Here is a 20,498-nt window from a genome sequence, read left to right on the forward strand (position 1 = left end):
ATGGTCACGGAAAGATCACGCCCAGATGAATGGTCTGGGCAACGGGTCGACAAAGAGGCCGGCGGACCGTCAGGCTCCCCTCAATTCTTTGTATTTCCCGTGGGGGGACTGTGCCGGTGTATCGAATACGCGCGCGCAAATTCCTGCCGGCCAGGATGCTGCGCACCCGGTGGGGCAGAGCCGTCGCGCTCGCCATGGTGGCGGTCATGGCCATGGGGGCGCTCGCCGTCGCCGACGGGGGGATCCCGCTCTTCCCCGCCGACCCGGCCGCGGCCGAGGGCCCCGCCCAGCGGTGGGGCAGCGCCGAGGGGCTCGGCCACCTCGTGGGCGGCCGGCACAACGACGACGCGCCGCGGTCCCTGCGGGCCAAGTACCCCCTGAAGGGCGCGCCCGCCGCCCGGCCCGTGGTGCGGAAGAACAAGGCCGAGGTGACCACGCCGCCGCCCGCGCGGGTGAAGGGCTTCGACCGCGGGACGAGCAAGGAGATCGTCGAGCGGCGGGACGCCCACAGCCGGACGTACGCCAACAGTGACGGCACCCGCACCACCGAGATCTCCACCAGCCCCCTCAACTACCGTGACCGGCACGGCGACTGGCGGGGCATCGACAGCTCCCTCACCGAGAACGGGGACGGCGGCTGGGCCAACACCGCCGACTCGGTGGCCGTCCGCTTCGCGGGCCGGGCCGACGCCGACGTGCTGGCCTCCGTCACGCTGCCGTCCGGCGAGTCCTTCGGGTACGGCCTGAGCGGCGCCGCCCCCGTGGCGGGACACGCGGACGGCACCCGCGCCGCCTACGCGCAGGTGCTCCCCGGGACCGACCTCTGGCTGGACGCGCGGGCCGGCGGGGCCAAGGAGACCCTCGTCCTGAAGTCCGCCACCGCCCCGGACAGCTTCGTCTTCCCGCTCCATCTGAAGGGCCTGACCGCCGAAGCCCACGGCGAATCGATTCTGCTGACCGACGCCGAGGGGCGCACCCGCGCCGTGATCCCGGCCGGCTTCATGGAGGACGCCGCCCGGTCCGTCTCCCACGCCGTCTCCTACGAACTCGTCCAGGGGCAGGACGGCGGCCAGGCGCTGAAGGTCACCGCCGACCGGGAGTGGCTCGCCGACCCGGCCCGCGCCTACCCCGTCCGCATCGACCCCTCCGTCGACACCACGACAGCCTCCACCGCCATGACGGCCGGCGGCTCCACCACCGACGCCAAGGAACTCCAGGTCGGCAAGGGGCCGAACGGCGCCACCGCCGCCTACCTCGGCTTCCCCGGACTCGACGAAGAGCTCAAGTACCACCAGATCTTCGGTGTGCAGCTCCAGGTCGTGAACTACGACTCGGCCTCCTGCAAGCCGCGTTCCGTCTCCGTCCACCCCGTGACCGAGTCCTGGACCGCGGGCGGCGACACCGCCTACCCCGGCCCCGCCGTCGGCGGCGCCCTCGCCTCGAAGTCCTTCGCCTACGGCCACATCGGCTTCGGCCAGTCGGCGTCCGCCTGCCCCACCGCCGGTGAGCTGTTCGACCTCGGCAAGGGCGGCCGGGACCTGGTGCAGCGCTGGGTCAACGGCACCCAGCCCAACTACGGCCTGTCCCTGCGCGCCTCGGCCACCGACCCGCTCGCGTTCAAGAAGTTCACCGGCCCGGGCACGGCCAACCCGCCCAAGCTGTACGTCACACACTCCCCGTACAACGCGTCCTACAGCTTCCCCAAGCCCGTCCCCGACCCGCCGGTGCTGCAGAACCAGGCCGGCCAGGTCAAGGTGGCCGTCACCAACAAGGGCGCCGAGACCTGGACGCCCGCCACCTACTACCTCGCCTACCGCGCCTACGACAAGAAGGGCAAGCTCGTCACGCAGCAGCGTGCGGGCAGCCTCACCGGCAACGTGGCCCACGGCGCCAAGGCGACGGTCGACGCCACCATCAAGGCCCTCCCGCCGGGCGTCTACATGCTCGACTTCACGATGGTGCGCCAGGGCGGCAAGGTCTTCACCGACGAGCAGGTGCCGCCGGGCCGGCTGACCATCCAGGTCTTCGACATCGCGCCGGTGGTCAAGGAGCAGTTCCCGCCCAACGGCTACCAGGCCCAGACCCTGACCCCGCAGCTGTGGGCGGCCGGCGTCGACATCGACGCGCCCCCCGGGTCCTCGCTCCAGTACAAGTTCGAGATCTGCGAGGCGGACAAGGACGGCAAACCGGCCGCCTGCACGACCTCCGCCTACCAGACCGGCTCGGCCTACCCGGTGCCCGCCGGCCGGCTGAAGTGGGGCAAGACCTATCTGTGGCGCGGCTTCGTCAAGGACGCGTCCAACGAGGTCCCCACCCAGCAGGTGGCCCTGGTCGCCACCGTTCCGCAGCCCGAGATCACCTCGCGGCTCTCCGGGGCGCAGGGCAAGGAGTACGACCCGAACGTCGGCAACTACACCGCGAGCGCCACCGACGCCTCCCTCGCCGGCGTCGGCCCCGACCTGACCCTGATCCGTACGTACAACAGCCTCGACCCGCGGCGCGACCTCGCCTTCGGCGCCGGCTGGACCAGCCGCTTCGACATGCGGCTCACCCCGGACGACGACGGCAGCGGCAATGTCGTCATCCGCTACCCCGACGGCCAGGACGTCCGCTTCGGCAAGAACGCGGACGGGACCTACGCCCCGCCGCCCGGGCGCTTCGCCAAGCTGACCCTCGACTCCACGGCCGGCACCTACAAACTCCAGGACAAGTCCGGCACGACGTACGACTTCGGCACGACCGGTCTGCTCGCCAGGATCACCGACGCCTACTCCAACTCGGTCACCTACACCTACAGCGCCGGCAAGCTCGTGACCGCGACCAACAACCGCACCGCGCGCTCGCTGACCTTCACCTGGACCGGCGCGCACGTCACCAGGGTGCAGACCACCCCGGTCGACGGCGCCCCGCTCACCTGGACGTACAGCTACACCGGCGACCTGCTGGACAAGGTCTGTGACCCGCTGAACGGCTGCACCCAGTACACCTACGGCACCGGCAGCCACTACGCCACCACCGTGCTCGACTCCCGCCCCGAGTCCTACTGGCGCCTGGGCGAGGAGGAGGGCACCGCGGCGAACAGCGCCAACGAGGCCAACCTCGGCAAGGACCGCGGCACCTACCAGAACGTCACCCTGAAGGCCGCCGGCGCGATCAGCGGCGACCCCGGCACCGCCGCGTCCTTCAACGGCACCGCCTCCCGCGTCGACCTGCCCGCCGGCACGCTGAAGAAGAGCCGTGACGCGGCGGTGGAGGTGTGGTTCAAGACCATCGCCGGCGGCGTCGGCGGTCCGCTCGTCGGGTACCAGGACAAGGCCTGGGGCACCACCCCGGGCACCGGCGTCCCCCTGCTGTACGTCGGCACCGACGGCAAGCTCCGCGGCCAGTTCTGGACCGGCACGGCCGGGCCGGTCACCGACATCACCAAGAACGTCAACGACGGCCAGTGGCACCACGCGGTGCTGTCGCTGTCCGGCTCCACCCAGAGCCTCTACCTCGACGGCAAGCTCTCCGGGACCCTCACCGGCAAGCAGCCGCTGCAGGGCAGCCTCACCTACAACCAGATCGGCGCCGCCCACGCCACCACCCCCGCCTCCTGGCCGGGCTGGGGCTCCACCGCCGCCAAGTCCTTCGCGGGCACCATCGACGACGTCGCCGTCTACCACCACCCGCTGGGCACGGCGGCCGTCACCGCCCACTACCGCGAGGGCGGCCGCACCGCCGACGTCCTGACGAAGACGACGCTGCCGAGCGGCCGCACCGCCTCCGAGGTCCAGTACGACACCGCCCGCGACCGCGTCCAGGAGTACACCGACCGCAACGGCGGCACCTGGCGGATCGGGACGCCCGCGGTCTTCGGCAACGACCGGGACCTGCGCCGCACCGTCGAGGTGCGCGACCCGATGGACGCCCCGTACTTCTACGAGTACGACGGCCTGTCCTCGCGGCTGCTGCGCTACGGCGAGCCGATGGCGCTCGGCGCCCGGGAGCCCGTCACCGCGTCCCCGTCACCGACCGACCCCGGCCAGGTCTGCACCCAGCCCGACCCGGGCGACCCGGCCTTCTGCACGACTCCGCCCGGCCGGAGCGGCGACGGACCGGACTTCATCCGCTACCCCGTCGACGGCGTCGCCATCCGCTCCTTCACCTACGACGACAACGGCTTCCAGACCGGGATCACCAGCGAGAACGGCGACAAGGTCACCCTCGGCTACGACGACCGGGGCAACGTCACCAGCCGGACGACCTGCCGTGCGGCCGGCGACTGCCAGACCTCGTACACCACCTACCCGACGACCACCGGCGACTTCGACCTGCGGGCCGACCAGCCGTCCGAGACCCGCGACGGCCGCTCCACCGGCCCCACCGACAACCGCTACCTCACCAAGTACGCCTACAACACCAGCGGCGCGCTGCTCACCCAGACGGCGCCCGACGGCGGCACGGCCAGGAACACGTACACCACCGGCGCCGAGCCGGCCATAGGCGGCGGCAACACGCCCACCGGCCTGCCGCTCACCACCGCCGACCCGCGCGGGAAGATCACCCGCTACCAGTACTACAAGAACGGCGACCTGGCCTGGGTGACCGAGCCGTCCGGCCGCGTCACCAAGTACACCTACGACGCGCTGGGCCGCAAGCTCACCGAGACCGTCGTCACGGACGCCCAGCCGGCCGGCACGACGTCCGCCTTCACCTACGACAAGCTCTCCCGGGTCCGCACCCTGACCGACCCGCCGGCGACCAACGCCGTCACCTCGGGCCGGCACCAGCAGCGGACCACCACGGACTACGACGCCGACGGCAACGTGGTGCGCACGGAGATCAGCGACCTGCTGGGCGGCGACGCCACCCGCGTGATGACCTTCGGCCTCGACGACCACGGCCGTCCGGAACTGGTCACCGACGCGGAGGGCAACGAAACCGCCTACACCTACGACGTCTTCGGCAACAAGACCTCGATGGTGGACGCGAACGGCAACCACTTCGACTACGTCTACACCGCGCGCAACATGCTGGCCGAGACCCGGCTGCGCGACTGGGAGGACGACGGCGGCGACGACGACTACACCGTCCTGCAGTCCTACGCCTACGACATGAGCGGCCGGCTCGTCCGGCACACCGACTCGATGGGCCGCTCGCTGGTCTACCAGTACTACGGCGACGACCTGGTCAAGTCGATCACGCTCAAGGACTTCCACAACCCCGACGGCACCAAGCGCGACATCCTCGTGGAGTCCGACACCTACGACGGCGCCGGCAACGTCCTGACCGAGACCACCGCGAACGGCACGCTCGTCACCGCGTACACCTACGACCTGGTCGGCCGGGTGAAGTCCGAGGTCACGGACCCCGACGGGCTGGCCCGCCGCACGACGTACACATACGACCCCGCCGGCAACGTGCTGACGACGGCCTCCAGCGGCTCCCCGTCGAACGTGCCCTGGCCGGTGAGCGTCAGCGGCGACTCGGTGCGCTACGAGTACGACGACGCGGGCAACGTCGTGCACGAGACGGTCGAGAACGGCACCGACTCGCGCACCACCGACTACACCTACGACCAGCGCGGGCTCACCACCTCCAAGACGGACCCGGCGGGCAACAAGACCGAGTACGGCTACGACGAACTCGGCCGGCCCGTCTCCGTCACCGCGCCCGCCGTCCCGACCGAGTCCGGCGGCGCCGTGCCCACCACCACCCGGCCCACCACCTTCACCGGCTACGACACCTTCGGCGCGGTCACCGAGTCGGTCGACGCCCTCGGAAACCTCAACCGCACCGCCTACGACCGGCTGGGCCGCCCGGTCACCGAGACCGCGCCCGCCTACACCGCGCCGGGCTCCACCGAGACCGTCGCCCCGACCGTCACCCGGACCTACGACGCGCTCGGCAACGTCACCGAGAGCACCGACCCGCTCGGCCGCGTGACCAGGTTCCGCTACGACCGCCAGAACCGGCTCACCGTCAAGGACGTCCCCGTCGGCACCGGCGACGAACGCGGCCAGTGGACGTACACCTACACCCGCACCGGCGAGATCCTGTCGGTCACGGACCCCGGCGGCGCCCGCGCGGAGACGACCTACGACGACCTGGACCGCCCGGTCACCACCACGCGGATCGAGCGCAGGCCCCGGCCCGGCGCCTTCACCACCCGCAACGAGTACGACGACGCGGGCAACGTGGTGCGGCAGATCTCGCCGAGCGGTGCCGAGAGCCGGTTCACCTACGACCGCCTCGGCCAGCTGACCCGGATGGAGGAGCCCGGCGGCGTCGTCACCCGGCTCGGCTACGACGCCGGGGGCCGCGAGGTCCGCCGCACGGACGGCATGGGCCGCACCTCGGCGAAGATCTACGACCAGCTCGGGCAGCTCGTCCAGGACCAGGACCTGGACCCGGCGGGCAACCTCCTGCGCAAGGCCGGCTACGGCTACGACAAGGCGGGCAACCTGGTCACCTCGACCAACCCGCTGAACCGCGCGACGACGTACACCTACGACGCCCTCAACCGGCTGACCAGCCAGACCGAGCCGGTCTCCGACACCAAGTCGATCACCACGTCCTTCGGCTACGACGCGCTCGGCAACCGCACCCGCTACACGGACGGCCGCGGCAACTCCACGATCTACACGTTCAATTCGCTCGGCCTCGCCGAGTCGGTGATCGAACCCGCCACCGACCGCGACCCGGCACCGCAGGCCCGCACCTGGACCACCGCCTACGACGCCGCCGGGCAGCCCGTGAAGGCCACCGCCCCGGGCGGTGTGGTCCGCGAGCGCGCCTACGACAAGGCGGGACAGCTGGTCCGCGAGACCGGCACGGGCACCGGAGCGGCCACCGCCGAACGGCAGTTCCAGTACGACGCGGCGGGCCGGCTCACCAGGGCCTCCTCCCCGAAGGGCGACAACACCTACGAGTACGACGACCGGGGCGCGCTGCTGAAGGCGACCGGCCCGCTCGGCGACGCCACGTACGAGTACGACAGCGACGGCCGGCTCACCAGCCGCACCGACGCGGCCGGAACCGCGCTCTTCGGCTACGCCGGCCGGCAGCTGACCTCGGCGACCGACCCGCTCACCGGTGTGCGGCAGACCTACACCTACGACGGCGCCGGCGCGCTGAAGAAGGTCGACTACGGCGCGGGCCAGTCCCGCGGCCTCACCTACGACGACCTGGGCCGCCTCGACACCGACACGCTCAAGAACAGCGCCGGCCAGACGATGGCCTCGACCGACTACGGCTATGACGACGACGACCGGCTGACGTCCAAGACCACGGCCGGCACCGCGAAGGCCGGGACCAACACCTACGGCTACGACCAGGCCGGCCGCCTCACCTCCTGGACGGCCGACGGCAGGACGACGGCGTACGGCTGGGACGACAGCGGCAACCGCGTGAAGAACGGCGACAGGACCGCCACCTTCGACGAGCGCAACCGGCTGCTGTCCGACGGCGACTACACCTACGACTACACCTCACGCGGCACCCTCGCGTCGCGCACCAGCTCCGGACTGAAGGAGGACTTCACCTTCGACGCCTTCGACCGGCTGGTGAAGGCGGGCGAGTCCGGCACGGAGTACACCTACGACTCGCTGGACCGGATCGCGTCCCGCAACGGCACGGACTTCTCCTACGCCGGCTTCGCACCCGACCCGGTCAAGGACCAGACCGCCACGTACGGCCGTGGCGCGGCGGACGAACTGCTCTCGGTCGCCGAGGGCGGCGGCCCGGCCCGGCTGACGCTGGAGGACAAGCACGGCGACGTCGTCGGCAGCATGTCCGCCGCGGACGGCGCGGCCGCCGCCCTGGACGAGTCCACGGCCTTCGACCCCTTCGGCCAGGTGCTCGGCACGACCGGCACGGCCGGTACCGCCGGCAACGCGGGGTACCAGGGCGACTGGACCGACCCGGACACCGACCAGGTCAACATGCAGTCCCGCTGGTACGACCCGGGCACCGGAAGCTTCGACTCCCGGGACTCCTACCTCTACACCTCCGGCGCCTCCATCCTGGCCAACCGCTACACCTACGGCGCCGGCGCCCCACTGGACTACACCGACCCGGACGGCCACTGGCCGAGCTGCGGCTGGTGCAGCAAGGCCGTGAACTGGACGGGCAAGAAGCTCCGCCAGGGCGCGAACTGGACGGGCAAGAAGCTCCGGCAGGGCGCGAGTTGGACGGCCAGGACCGCCAAGTCCGTCTGGCACGGCGTGCAGTGGGCGTGGAACAACCCGGGCTCGGCGCTCAAACTGGCCCTGAAGTACGTGGGCAAGGGCGCCAGTTGGGTGTACCGCAAGTCGGGTCTGAAGACGGTCGTCGACGCCACGGTCAACGCGGTCAAGTGGGTCGGCCAGAAGACCGGCGTCACCCAGTGGGCCCGTGAGAAGGCGAGACAGGCCATCAGGGCCGCGTACCAGGCCAAGGTCTACGTCACCCAGAAGGCCAGGCAGGCGGCCTCCTTCGCGGCCCGGCACAACCCGATCCCGGCGATCGTCGCGGCCACCAAACCGCTGATCGCCGTCGGCAAGGCGATCGTCACGGCCGACCCGAACCTGCCGGCGATCATCGTCGGCGCGGCCGTCCAGGTGGTCGCCGACGCCGCCAGGGCCGCGGACGCCATCCGCGACGAGGTCGTCAAGCAGGTCGGCAGCGTCGTGGAGACCGTCTCGGACGCGGTCGACTGGGGCGAGGTCTGGGACGACGTCAAGACGGTCGGCAACTTCGTCGGAGATGTCACCGGCTTCAACGACATCAAGGACTGTGTCACCACGGGCGACATGGAGTCCTGCGCCTGGGCGGCGGCGACCGTGGGCGGCATCGTCCTCGGCGGCGCCGGCGCGGCGGCGGTCCGGGCGGCGAAGGCCGGCCGGATGACGGCGAAGGCGGCGAAGTACGCGGACCAGATCGCGAAGGCGGCGGAAAAGGGCAAGAAGGTCCTCGACGAGGCCGAGTCCATCGGGGAATGCGTCTCCACCGCCCGGGACGTCGCCTCTCTCGCCAGCGGCAACAGCTTCGTACCCGGTACGGAAGTGGTGATGGCCGACGGCAGCCGCAAGCCGATCGAGGAGGTGAAGGAGGGCGACGAGGTCCTCGCCACCGACCCGACGACCGGGAAGACCTCCAAGGAGAGGGTCACCGCCACGATCGAGGGCAAGGGCGCGAAGAACCTCGTCAAGGTCACGATCGACACGGACGGCGACCGGGGCCGGGCGACGGACACCATCACGGCCACCGAGGGCCACCCCTTCTGGGTCCCGGACCTGAAGAAGTGGCTGAAGGCCGGAGAACTGCGCCCCGGCGAGTGGCTCCGCACCGGCTCGGGCACCCAGGTGAAGATCGAGGCGGTCACCGCCTGGACCCAGCAGGCAGCGGTCTACAACCTGACGGTCGACAGGGCCCATACGTACTATGTGCTCGCCGGGGCCACGCCGGTCCTGGTGCACAACTGCGGTACGGTTTATCGCGGCGATACGCGGTCGCCCGCCGAGATCCAAGAGGCCGGCGGGTTCATGCCCCGAAACCCGGACGGGGGAACCAACCTCGGAGACTACGTAGAGAACAATACCCCCAGCAACTTCGTATCGACGTCCAGGCATGCGCAGACTGCCGCCACATTCCCCACCTACGCCAGGGAGGGGTATGTGTACGAGATTCGTGGGGCGCCGGGTGGCATCGACGTCAACGAGCGAATGGGCGGCATGAATCCGAATGCCCACGAGGCGGAGATAGCCTTCGAGGGTGGAATTCCGTGGCAGCATGTGACCCGGGCCTGGAAGAAGGATGAGTGGGGCGAGATCGACTTCGACTACGATGAGCCGATCTGGGAGAGGTAGCGATCCAACCCGGTTGATTGGGGAAGGGCTTGGAAGACTCGGAGGCCCCAAGCCGGCCGCTGCGTTATGGGTGTGACATCACCCTCGGTGATGTCACACGCCTGGAATCGTTTCTCATGGCGCGAACCGCGCGACTTGCTCAGGCGGAGCGTGGATCCGACGAGCGGCAAATGGCGCGCACAGTCAGAAGTGCCCTGCATCACCTCGTGGTAACGCTTCGACATTCTCTGTCCTTCTCGGACCGGAGTGACGAGGTGCAGCCATTGATGCGCATGCAGGTCGCAATATCATGGAACGCCCTGTGGTCGCTGGTATCTTCATGGACGTGGCATGAAGAGTACGATCAGGAGCGATGGCGCTCCGTCAAGTACTGGGATGAGAATCAGAAGGAGGAATTCGAAAAAAGTTTGGCCGATGAATTCTCCAGGAGTCGACGCCGCGGCGTCCCGGAGAATGACGACCAATAAGCGCTGAGGGCTGCCGGCAGGCGGGTGACGACCGGATCGCCTATGGTGGGGGCGGTGGGCCGAGGGAGGCCCACCCGCTCGGGACCATCTGGTGCGCGGTCTCGAAAGCACCTCGTCCCGTGGGGCCGTGAGTACACCGGCCCGCGTCACCCGCCCCCCGGCGTATCCAGCTGACCACTCCCGCTCCCACCGGTACCCGACGGAACCGGTCGCGTGTCCCGAACGGCTCGCGGGAGCCCGGCGCGTGGGGGGCCGACAAACGGAGGGACCATGGCAGCAATCCGCCTGACTCTGAGGGCCGTGTTGTGTACGGCCGTCGCCTTGCTGGTGGCCGCCGTCTGGACACAGCCGGCGAACGCGTGGACCTGGGCCAGAGGGGTGACCGTGTACAACGGGCCCGGCCTGTGCGTCCGCGGTGACGCGGGAATCGACCACAAGCGCCCCGGCGCGCTGTCCGGCAACCTGGCGTACTCCCACACCTACGCGCTCACCCAAGGGTGCGGCACCGGTCTGTCCAGGCCCGACGGCTGGGCCGCCACACGGGCAACCGTCTACCACTGGAACGGCTCCGCCTGGACGGTGTGCCGTACCAGCAACTGGAAGTACGGTGCCACGGGGCAGACGGGTGGCGAGTTCCCCGGACCCTGGGGGCCTGAGCTGGTGTTCGACTGGGGCGGGTGGCAGTCCTGCGGGCAGGGCTACTACGGCACGCTCGCCGCGGCCTACGTCTGGGACGGCTCCGCATGGCGCGGCGGCGACGTCTGGTCGGGCTACGAGTACGCCTCGGTCACCAGCTTCCACGGCGCCCGGGAGAAGGCGCCCGAGCTCGCACCCTCCCGGCACACCGCACCGCCCCCCGCCCACCCGAAGATGCGCGAGCACGCTCACTGACACCAGGAGCACTCCGCGTCACCCACGTGTCCGGCGGATCCACCAGGACCCGCCAGACACCTGCGTCGTGCACGGAACGAGGTCGGTTGACCAAGTGACTTTTGAAGCGGTGACCATCCGTACGAGAAGAAATCACCGGTGACCGGTGGACACAATGGGGGAGGGGAGCGGAGCGAGGGAGACCTTCGATGATCACCGTGGAACACGTTCCTCAAGCGGAAACGGATTACCTGACGCAGCTGGAGAAGGCCGCGAAACGCTTCGGCGACCGGACCCCGCAGCGCGAGGAGACCCTCCGGACCCTCGAAAGCCGGGGCGTGCTGTACGCCGACGAACCCGGCCGGGTCCAGAAGCGGCTGGCGCGACTGAACGCCGACTGGTCGCTCGCCAAGGCGATCGAACACATACCGACGCAACCCATCACGACGACCGGCAGCACGTTGTCGCTGGCACCGGACGCGTTCGGCGCCGATCTCCTCGGCCTGGAACGCCTCATGGGACGCAACAACCTCACCGGAGTGGCCTTCCTGGAGGGAGGGTACCTGGCCGCCCGGTCGATCGGACGGGTCGCCGTCCGCACACCGGAGGGCGGACATTACGGCACCGGATTCATGGTGTCCCCTTCCCTCCTCCTCACCAACAACCACGTACTGCGGAGCCCGGAGGAAGCGGGTCACGCCGTCGTCGAATTCGATGTCCAGGCGGGCGTGGACGGGTGCCCGTTGGCTCCGGTGACCTTCCGCATCGATCCCCACGGTTTCTTCGCCACCGACCGTGAGCTGGATTTCACCGTCGTCGCGGTGGCCGAGCGCAACCAGGAGGGCGCGCGGCTCACCGGTTACGGCTGGCTGCCGCTGGACGGGGCACAAGGAAAGGCCATCGTCGGGGAATTCGTCAACATCATCCAGCACCCCAACGGCGAGCCCAAGCAACTCGCCCTGCGCGAGAACCAGATCGTCGATCTGCTGGACCGGTTCGTCCACTACGTGACCGACACCGCGCCGGGTTCCTCCGGGTCCCCCGTCTTCAACGACCAGTGGGAAGTCGTCGCGCTGCACCACTCGGCCGTGCCGGAGACCGATGCCGACGGCCGCCCCCTGGCCACCGACGGCACACCGTGGCGGCCGGGGATGGGCGAGCACCGCCTGGCGTGGAAGGCCAACGAGGGAGTCCGCGTCAGCCGTGTACTGCAAGCGCTGAGCCGGCTCACCCTGACCGGGAACGCGGCCCGGCTGCGCGACGAGCTGTTCCAGCCGCCGGACCGGCCGCACCCCGAGGGCGCGCCGCCGACGGCGGCGAAGCCAGGGCCGGACGGACTCGTGCCGGACGGTTCCGCGCCGCTCACCCCCGGTACCACCGTCGGCATCACCGTGCCGCTCCGGATCACCGTGGGCGTCGACGCGCCGACGCCCGAACAGCGCGGCCCCGGCCGCTTCACCGGCCCGCGGGTGACCGCGGTGGCCGCGGACGGCGCCCGCCCCGCCCGGGCCGGGCGGGCGGCGGGAAGCTCCGTCGTCGCCGACGCCGTCGCGCAGGACCTGGACGCCGCCCTGCTCAACCTCCGGCTCGGGGAGACGCGCGCCTACTACGTCCGCGACGCCGACCGCGCAGCGCGGGACGCCTACTACGCGCACATGGATGCCGACTCGTACGGCGAGCCGCTGCGGCAGGCACTGACCGCGCTGCTGGAGGAGACCCACGGCCCCCGCCCCTCCTACAAACCGGCGCGCATGCTCTACCCGTGGGTCGACCTCCACCCCGACCGCCTCCTGCGCAGCGTCTACTCGGGCAAGACCTTCACCGCGGAGGAGCTCATCCGCGCGGACGCCGCCGCCGAGGCGTCCCGGCTCCGGGGCGTGCAGGAGTTCCTGCTGCGGGAGAGCGCGGCGAGCGCCGACGCCCTCGCCGCCGAACTGGACGAGCTGGAGGCGTCGTTGCCGTTCAACTGCGAGCACGTGGTCCCGCAGTCCTGGTTCGCCAAGCGGGAGCCCATGCGGGGTGATCTGCACCATCTGTTCGCGTGCGAACCGGCGTGCAACAGCTTCCGCGGCAACTACCCCTACATGGACTTCCCCGGCTTCGACGAGGCCGTGCGGGACGACTGCGGCATGCGTGAGAAGAGCGGCTTCGAACCGGAGCACAGCAAGGGAGCCGTCGCCAGAGCCACCCTGTACTTCCTGTTGCGCTACCCCGGTCTCGTCGGGGACAGGGCGCGGGAGTTCCCCGAGGAGCGGCTGCCCATCCTCCTGGAGTGGCACGAGAACGAAGCCGTGACCGAGTACGAGTTGCACCGCAACGCGGCCATCGCGGAGATACAGGGGAACCGCAACCCCCTGATAGACCACCCCGAGTGGGCTCGGAGCATCGACTTCTCCGGCGTCTGGCCCTGAAAGGAACCGTGAAGGCCCTGAAGGGCCTTCACGGTTCGGGTCCGTCACCGGTCCGGCGGCTCGGGCGGTGGCAGGTGGATGGTGCGGGCCCGTTCGACGGCCTCCACGCCTTCCACCGCCCGCAGCAGCGGGATCCGGTCCTCGGCGATGGTGCCGGCGGCCGTGCCGATGAGCGGCTGCTCACTCGTCACGGTGAGGCCGACGGCCTCTGCCGCACCGATCGTCTCGGCGAACCGCCCGACGTCGTCGACGGACAGGATGACGTCCACCCGCGGGGATTCGCTCACGGAGTCTGTCCCAGACCGGCACCGACGCTCGCGGGCGGCTGCGCGAGCCGGTACGCGCCGGAGAGCAGACGCTTCTTCAGTTCGGTCGCCGTGGCGTCCGGCGCGCCCTGGGCCAGCAGCGCGACGATACCCGCGATGTGCGGGGTGGCCATGCTGGTCCCGCTGATCGTGTTGTAGAGCTGGGGCATCGGCCAGGCGGAACGCACCTCCACGCCGGGCGCCGCGATGTTGACCTCGGCACCGATGAGACCCTGGCCCCGGCAGGAGAACGGCGCCACGTCCAGCGCCCTGCCCAGAGCCGCGACAGCCAGGACCGAGGGGCAGTTGGCCGGGTGGTTGACCGGTCCACCGTCGTTGCCCGCCGCAGCGACGATCAGCGTGCCCGCGGTGACGACCCGCTTGGCCAGGCTCTCGAAGACCGGTGAGAACAGCTGGCCGGGGCTGACCGGGGCACCGAGTGACATGGAGATCACCTTCGCCCCCTGGGAGAGCGCCCAGGCGATCCCCGCGAGGATCTGCCCGTCGCTCCCGCTGCCCTGGTTGCTGAGCACCTTGCCCGCGAGGATCTGCGCCTCGGGGGCGACGCCGTAGCGCGGCCCGTGCGTCGGCTGCGCCGGCCCCGCCACCGTGCCGATGCAGTGGGTGCCGTGCCCGTTGCCGTCCTGCGCCGACTGCCCCGGCACGAAGGACGCGGTTCCGGCGACGCGCGCGGAGAGGTCGGGGTGTTCGGTGTCCACTCCGGTGTCGAGCACCGCGACCCTGACGCCCTGCCCCGTCAGCTGGGAGTGGTTGGCCCGTACCGCCTGCAGGCCCCACGTGTGGCCGGTCTCGTCCCAGGCCGGGCCCAGCGAGACGGCCATCGCCGCCGTGGTGTGCCGCTCCAGTACGTCCTCGTCGCTGCGATACGTGGGGTAGTAGCCCTTCACCTCCCGTGTACGGTCCGTGATCGTCGAGATGTAGACCAGGCGCTCGGGCTCCGCGGCGATGACCGACGGTTCCGCCTGAGCGGCCGTCACCAGCGCCTCCCGCTGGTCCGGTGCCACGTCGATGACGGCGACACCCAGCTCCGGGAAGAGCGCGTTCACGTCCGGCGCCTCCAGGACGCGCACGGCGTTCTCCGCCTCGGCGCCACGCACCGGTTCCGCGTTCGCGATGCCGGCCTGGGAACGCAGCACCTGCATGCCGTGCTCCCCCTCCTCGCACTCGAGAAGTACGAGGTACTTCCCGGTGTAGGCGTTCTCACGCTTGAGGACGCTCTGGTCGTAGAGTCCGAACTGCCCGTCGCCCGCACGGCGGTCGAATGATTCGTTCGTCATGGTGTCTCCGCTCCGACTGCCCCCGTGCACACGGTGACCGCCCCGCCGCACGCCCGAGACACCATCGGCGAGCTGATACGGCACGTCCGGCCGTACGGTGACTCGGCGCGTCCGAGCCTGCTGTCGCCTTTTCTTCCAGCCTCGTGCCGACGACGGCCGTACGCAACTCGTCCGGAACGATCCCGCGCCCACCGCCAGGATCAGGGGCATGACCAGCGGTGACCGTCCTGGGCGCTGAGCGGCGGCAGCCCGGTGCGGGCTGTCCTCCGCGGACGGGTGTGAACCCCACGAACGAGCGGGCCGGGAGTGATGACGGGTGGTGCTCTCGCGCCAGGTGTGCGGGGGGGGCGAACGTGTGCGGAGTGCTCCCGGGAAGCGGTTACCGGCTGCGCGGCTGGTAAGACCGTAACCGAGCGCCGGACGGATCCGGCCACGGTCAGCGATTGGACGGTTCCGTCTCGCACCGGAAACGACGCAGACCCCACCGGACCGGCGTGGACACCGCGCCATCCGCCTCGACCGAGGCATCTGCGCAAGCGCGGCCGCGTCGGCCGTGCTGGCCGGCGGCGCCGTCCTCGCGGCCGCACGCACGGCGTCCGCTGCCGTCACGGACTGGGACTGCGACGAACAGGTGGACCCCGTCGACGACTCCGAGCCCGGCCCCGGCCGGCCCGTGACGATCGAAGGGGACCGCTGTACCCCTCAGCGCGGCAACCCGGACGAGCTCATCCACGTGATCTCCGTCCACTACGGACAGGACGGGATCTGCCGGCGAGTGGAACAAAGGGGCGAGCCAGGCCACATCGTCGGTTACTGCGGCACCGAAGCCGAAACCGGCCACGAGCGGGTCACGCGGGATCTGTGACGGTGGGGGAGCCGGGGCGGGGGACGGTGGCCTCGGGGGCGTACTGGGCGGCTTGCGCGTCGAACATCGCGGCGTAGCGCCCCCGGGCGGCCATGAGTTCCGCGTGGCTGCCGTGCTCGACGAGCCGTCCGTGGTGCAGGACGTGGATGCGGTCGGCGTGGCGGACGCCGGACATGCGGTGGGTGACCAGGACGACGGCCCGGTTCGGGGCGGCGAGCCGGCGGATGCGGTCGAAGGCCGCGATCTCCGCTTCCGGGTCGAGGGCGGAGGTGGGCTCGTCCACGATGAGCACGCCGTCGGCATCGGAGGTGGAGTCGCGCCAGTGGGTCCGGGCGAGGCCGATCTTCTGCCACTCGCCGCCGGACAGTTCGCTCGCGCCCCGGAACATCCGGGCCAGGAGGCTGCGCAGGCCGTCGGGAAGTTTGGCGATGACCGGTCCGGCGCCCGCGTAGTCGACGGACGGCCGCAGGTCCTCGGGGCCGGCCTCCCGGGCGGGCCGGCCGATCCGGATGTTCAACGCCGCTGTCACCGGCCAGCGTTGGAAGTCCTGGGTGAGCAGAGCGACACGGTCGAAGACCTCGGCGCGGTCCAGGGAGGCGAGGTCGGCCTCGCCCCACAGCACCGTCCCGGACTGCGGCAGCAACAGGCCCGACAACACTTTCATCAGGGTGCTCTTGCCGGATCCGTTCTCGCCGACCACGGCGGTGACCGAGCCCATGGGCAGGGTGAGGGAGACCTCGTCCAGGGCGGGGGTTTCCCGGTCCGGGTAGCGGTAGCTCACCGTGTCCAGGACGACCTGCCGCACCCGTGCCGGCACGGGATCACCCCCGCTGGGAATGGTGTGCCGGGCCGCCTCCTCCAGGAACCGGGCGTGGTCGCGGACGTAGAGGGACTCCTCGTGCAGCTGGTTCACGTTCATCACCAGCGCGCCCAGGCTGGCCGAGCCGGACCGGACGGCGATGACGGCGGTCCCGGCCACGGCCAGACTCATGTGCCCGCTCATGATCAGCCAGAACATGGCCCCGTACGTCGCCGCCATGGCGAGGCCGGACAGCGCGGCGGCCACCCACTCGGTGACGGCCTTGCCGGAGGCCAGCCGCTCCTGCTCGGCCTCGGCGCTCTCCGCCATCCGCTCGTAGCGGCTGAGCAGGAACGGTCCGACCGCGTGGATGCGCACCTCCTGTGCCGCGGTGCGCTCCGTGAGCAGGTTGCCGATGAGGCGGCTGGCCCGCACGTGCTCGACCCAGCTCATCACCGACACGTACCGCTCCTGCGCCACCCGCATCGCGCCCCAGCCGCGCGGCGCCGCGATCAGGACCAGCATCGGCAGGAGGACCGGGTGGAGGATGGTGAGCACGCCCGCCGTGGAGATCAGGGAGATGGTCCCGTTCAGCGCGGCCACGCAGGCGCTGATCATGCGGCGGGCGGATCCGGCGCCGTACTGGGCGACGTCGATCAGCCGCCGGAACTCCGGGTCCTCGATGGCCTCCAGTTCGACGGACGCGGCGGCCGCCAGGTACTGGGTCGTGGCGATCCGCTCCACCAGCGGCTCCAGCCGGCCCGCCCGCGAGGTGGACCAGCCGGCCAGGCCCGAGTTGACCACGGCGGCTCCGGCGGCGGCGAGCAGTCCGGGCAGGACCGCGTGCAGCCGCTGGTCGGGGGTGCCCGAGCCGAGCAGCGCGTGCATCACGGCGTTCACCGCGAGCAGCCCGACCGCCGCGGCGAGACCCTGCCCGACCTCGCTGACGGCGACCGTGAGCAGAGCACGGCGGTCGGCCTGCCACGCCATCCGCAACGTCGCCCCGACCAGCCTCGGCATGGAGCGCAGAGCGGACATCATCGTCAGGTCGAGCCAGGCGCGCTCGTGTTCCGACCAGCCCGAGTCGTAGCGCAGAGGACCGCCGAAGAGCTCCTGCTCGGCGTCGGAGACCTCCGGCTCGGCCATCCGTACCCGTCCGAAGAACCTCTTCACCGCGCGCCTCCCCGTCCGGGCCCGGCAGTCGCGGGTGCTGGTGTCCTGGCCGAAGTCGACATGGTCCCCCTTGCCGGTTGTGTGACTGCTCTGCGGCTCAACGAGCCGACGGCCATTTCGAACACACGTGTTTCGGTCGTGTTGGGAACCCTGGGGTGGGGCGCGCGAGAGTGCCGGTGATCACGCATGCCCTTCAGGGGGAGCTGCGCACGCTGACGCGGCCGAAATCGGCGACCGGCTGGGCACTGCCCTGGCGTGCCCCGCGCTCGCGGTGCGATCAGCGTGGTGGGGACCCGGACGCGGCCTGCGGAAGATCCGGTGCCGACCGGTCCACCCCGGTTCGGTGTCCGCCCCTCCGGGCGTCGGTCAGAGACGGTCGCACAGAGACCGGGCCGCTTTCAGATCCTTGCGGAACCCGGGGTCAGTGAAGTCGTCGGCGCGCATCTGATGGTTCAGCACCTGCTGGACCGCATCGGCCAAGGGCTTGTACTCACGGTCACCGGCCGCCGCCGCGGCAGACAGTGCGGTGGCGCCGCCGAGACGGTTGAAGGCGATATTCCTCTGTGCGTCGTTGTCCATGTCGGCCGACTCGTCGAAGCTCTCCAGGGTGACACACGCACGACGGGCGTCATCGGCCGCTCCGTCACCGGAGGAGCCGTCGTCTCCGCTGAGTGCCCAGGCGATGCCGACCCCGCCGGCCCCCAGAACCAGCCCTGCCGCGACAGCGACAGCCGGCGAAGGCCTGAACCGGCGATCCGACGTGGGCGCAGGACTACTGACGGGGGCGCCGTGGGCGGGCGGTATTGGCGTTGACATGTCAGAAGGATATCGACGGCTGGGACCCGGATGGCACGGTGGCTCGGCGAACCCTTCCTCCAGGAGTTGTTGGGGGGCTGCCCTGCCTGCACAGCCACCGCCTCGCCGACGAACACGGCGTCACTGCCACACCTGTGCGGCGACGCGGTGGAAATTGCCGCCCAGGATCGCGGTGACGGCGCTGTCGGGATAGCCGCGAGCGGTCAGCGCGTCTTCGACGGTCAGCAGGCCTTCCGGGGGCAGGAAGTCGATCGGACCCCAGCGGGTGTAGGAGTCGGGGAACAGTTCCGGGCTCTGTTCGAGCATCGCGTTGAAGTCGGCGTGGTCGAAGGGGTAGTCGGTCGATACTCCGACGTGTTCGGGGCCGACGAGTTCGACCGCGTAGTCGATGTGCCGTACCAACGCGTCGACGGAGGCGTCGTTGGGTCCGAGGAAGATCCCGACACCGGTGATGCCGACGACCCCGCCCGTGGCAGCGCACTCCTTGGCCTGCTCGTCGGTGATGTTGCGAGGATGATCCCACAGCGAGCGCATGCAGGAGTGGCTGTAGATCACGGGCTGTTCGGAGACCTCGCACATGTCCAGCCCCGTGCGGGCCCCGCAGTGAGAACCGTCCACCACCATGCCGACGGCGTTCATCTCCCTCACCAGTGCCCGGCCGTAGGCGGTGAGTCCCTCGTCGACCGCGTCGAGGCAGCCTCCGCCCGCCGCGTTGCGGTTGTTGTAGCTCGGCAGCATCGTGCGGACACCGAGTTCATAGAACCGGCGTACACGCTCCAGCCGCCCCGCGAGCGGACCGGAATCCTCCAGGTCGAAGGCCACGGCCACGTTCCCGTCGCGGCCGGCGGCTTCGACGTCGCCGACACTCTCCGCCGGCCGCAAGCGGTCGTCCGCGGCGATCCGCTCCCGCCAGCTCCTGATCAGGCCGGTGACGTCCTCCGCGGAATGCGGGACGTAACCCACGTTCACCGACACGAAACTGCCACCCGGCCTGCGGTAGCGAACCAGCTCCCCGACATCGGCGTGCCGCTCCAACGGCAGACAACAGTGCTGCTCCCACAGCAGGCGCGGGCGGCGTGGTACTGAATCCGCGTGTGCCATGGAGGGGATCGTGCCCATCCCCTGCCGTCCCCAGACCGGGCCCCTCCGCCGACTCTCCTCGCAGCGGCGGAAATCCGCCAACGGTGCGCACGCTCGCGGGACGGACGAAAGGCGTTACGACGCCGGAGGAGGACACGTGATCGGCGTGATCACCGCGTACCGCAGGACGCCCGGGCGAAGGCCGGCGATCCGTGTCACGGGACGTAGATCTTCTCGATGCTCACGCTGGAGATGCCCTGCGGGGCCCACCAGTCCCAGTTCTTGGTCACGTTCATCGGACACGCCCACGGGCCGTCGTTGTAGCCGTTCGGGTAGTGCGCTCGTAAGAAGACGCAGTAGCCGTCGGCCTTCGTGTCCTTGGCCCAGCCCATGATGTGGCGGCTGTCGCAGACCTGGCCGCCGTACGTGCCGAAACTGGTCGTGTTCCCGAAGTTCCAGCATCCCGCCGCGGTGCAACTCGGCCCAGGAGGGGAACTGTTCCCGCGCGGGCAGATCCACGTTCGACACGTTCAGCCACATTCCGCACCCCGGATTCACCGCACGACGACCACGTCGCAGCCCTC

The 20,498-nt window shown here is 70.5% G+C and carries 10 protein-coding genes; 4 read left to right on the forward strand and 6 right to left on the reverse strand.

The genetic code is table 11. The annotated features are described in order from the left end of the window. The first annotated feature begins 155 nt into the window (after nucleotides 1–155). The 3 genes from HB370_RS34605 (at nucleotide 156) to HB370_RS34615 (ending at nucleotide 13,578) form a co-directional block, all read left to right on the forward strand. Nucleotides 156–9,830, forward strand: a complete 9,675-nt coding sequence (locus HB370_RS34605; protein WP_051815909.1) for a polymorphic toxin-type HINT domain-containing protein — start codon at nucleotides 156–158, stop codon at nucleotides 9,828–9,830. Nucleotides 9,831–10,567: 737 nt separating this feature from the next. Next, nucleotides 10,568–11,188, forward strand: a complete 621-nt coding sequence (locus HB370_RS34610) for a hypothetical protein (protein ID WP_157855602.1) — start codon at nucleotides 10,568–10,570, stop codon at nucleotides 11,186–11,188. Nucleotides 11,189–11,376: 188 nt separating this feature from the next. Next, nucleotides 11,377–13,578 carry an endonuclease gene (locus tag HB370_RS34615; protein WP_030786601.1) on the forward strand — a complete coding sequence of 734 codons (2,202 nt, stop codon included), beginning with the start codon at nucleotides 11,377–11,379 and terminating at the stop codon, nucleotides 13,576–13,578. 44 nt (nucleotides 13,579–13,622) lie between these two features. Here HB370_RS34615 and HB370_RS34620 read toward each other — a convergent pair whose 3' ends face one another. Both HB370_RS34620 and HB370_RS34625 read right to left on the reverse strand, forming a co-directional pair. Further along, nucleotides 13,623–13,865, reverse strand: a complete 243-nt coding sequence (locus HB370_RS34620) for a hypothetical protein (protein WP_030786598.1) — start codon at nucleotides 13,863–13,865, stop codon at nucleotides 13,623–13,625. Beyond that, on the reverse strand, nucleotides 13,862–15,181 hold the full coding sequence (locus HB370_RS34625; protein ID WP_078637621.1) for a S8 family serine peptidase: 1,320 nt from the start codon (nucleotides 15,179–15,181) through the stop codon (nucleotides 13,862–13,864). The genes HB370_RS34620 and HB370_RS34625 overlap by 4 nt, the downstream gene beginning before the upstream one ends. A 553-nt stretch (nucleotides 15,182–15,734) precedes the next feature. On the opposite strand from HB370_RS34625, the gene HB370_RS34630 reads away from it, so the two are divergent. Further along, nucleotides 15,735–16,046, forward strand: coding sequence for a hypothetical protein (locus HB370_RS34630; RefSeq protein ID WP_030786593.1), 312 nt, complete (start codon nucleotides 15,735–15,737; stop codon nucleotides 16,044–16,046). On the opposite strand, the gene HB370_RS34635 is transcribed toward HB370_RS34630, so the two are convergent. The 4 genes from HB370_RS34635 to HB370_RS34650 form a co-directional block, all read right to left on the reverse strand. Continuing rightward, complete coding sequence (locus HB370_RS34635; protein ID WP_037702319.1) at nucleotides 16,030–17,991, reverse strand: ABC transporter ATP-binding protein; 1,962 nt, start codon at nucleotides 17,989–17,991, stop codon at nucleotides 16,030–16,032. The genes HB370_RS34630 and HB370_RS34635 overlap by 17 nt on opposite strands. A gap of 393 nt (nucleotides 17,992–18,384) precedes the next feature. Beyond that, nucleotides 18,385–18,834 (reverse strand): hypothetical protein, encoded by a 450-nt coding sequence (locus tag HB370_RS34640; RefSeq protein WP_244405748.1) that lies wholly within the window; start codon nucleotides 18,832–18,834, stop codon nucleotides 18,385–18,387. A gap of 120 nt (nucleotides 18,835–18,954) precedes the next feature. Further along, on the reverse strand, nucleotides 18,955–19,935 hold the full coding sequence (locus HB370_RS34645; protein WP_078637625.1) for a membrane dipeptidase: 981 nt from the start codon (nucleotides 19,933–19,935) through the stop codon (nucleotides 18,955–18,957). A 194-nt stretch (nucleotides 19,936–20,129) separates the two neighbouring features. Beyond that, entirely contained in the window at nucleotides 20,130–20,306 is a 177-nt protein-coding gene (locus HB370_RS34650) for a hypothetical protein (protein ID WP_157855601.1), read from the reverse strand. Between the last annotated feature and the right edge of the window lie 192 nt (nucleotides 20,307–20,498).

Source organism: Streptomyces sp. DSM 40868, assembly GCF_011820545.1.
Taxonomy (GTDB): domain Bacteria; phylum Actinomycetota; class Actinomycetes; order Streptomycetales; family Streptomycetaceae; genus Streptomyces; species Streptomyces eurythermus.

What these genes read in the sequence shown, in the direction of transcription:
- HB370_RS34605 (WP_051815909.1), top strand. Translation starts at nt 156, where the DNA reads ATGCTGCGCACCCGGTGGGGCAGAGCCGTCGCGCTCGCCATGGTGGCG.
- HB370_RS34610 (WP_157855602.1), top strand. Translation starts at nt 10,568, where the DNA reads ATGGCAGCAATCCGCCTGACTCTGAGGGCCGTGTTGTGTACGGCCGTC.
- HB370_RS34615 (WP_030786601.1), top strand. Translation starts at nt 11,377, where the DNA reads ATGATCACCGTGGAACACGTTCCTCAAGCGGAAACGGATTACCTGACG.
- HB370_RS34625 (WP_078637621.1), bottom strand. Translation starts at nt 15,181, where the DNA reads ATGACGAACGAATCATTCGACCGCCGTGCGGGCGACGGGCAGTTCGGA.
- HB370_RS34635 (WP_037702319.1), bottom strand. Translation starts at nt 17,991, where the DNA reads ATGGCCGAGCCGGAGGTCTCCGACGCCGAGCAGGAGCTCTTCGGCGGT.
- HB370_RS34640 (WP_244405748.1), bottom strand. Translation starts at nt 18,834, where the DNA reads ATGTCAACGCCAATACCGCCCGCCCACGGCGCCCCCGTCAGTAGTCCT.
- HB370_RS34645 (WP_078637625.1), bottom strand. Translation starts at nt 19,935, where the DNA reads ATGGCACACGCGGATTCAGTACCACGCCGCCCGCGCCTGCTGTGGGAG.
- HB370_RS34650 (WP_157855601.1), bottom strand. Translation starts at nt 20,306, where the DNA reads ATGGGCTGGGCCAAGGACACGAAGGCCGACGGCTACTGCGTCTTCTTA.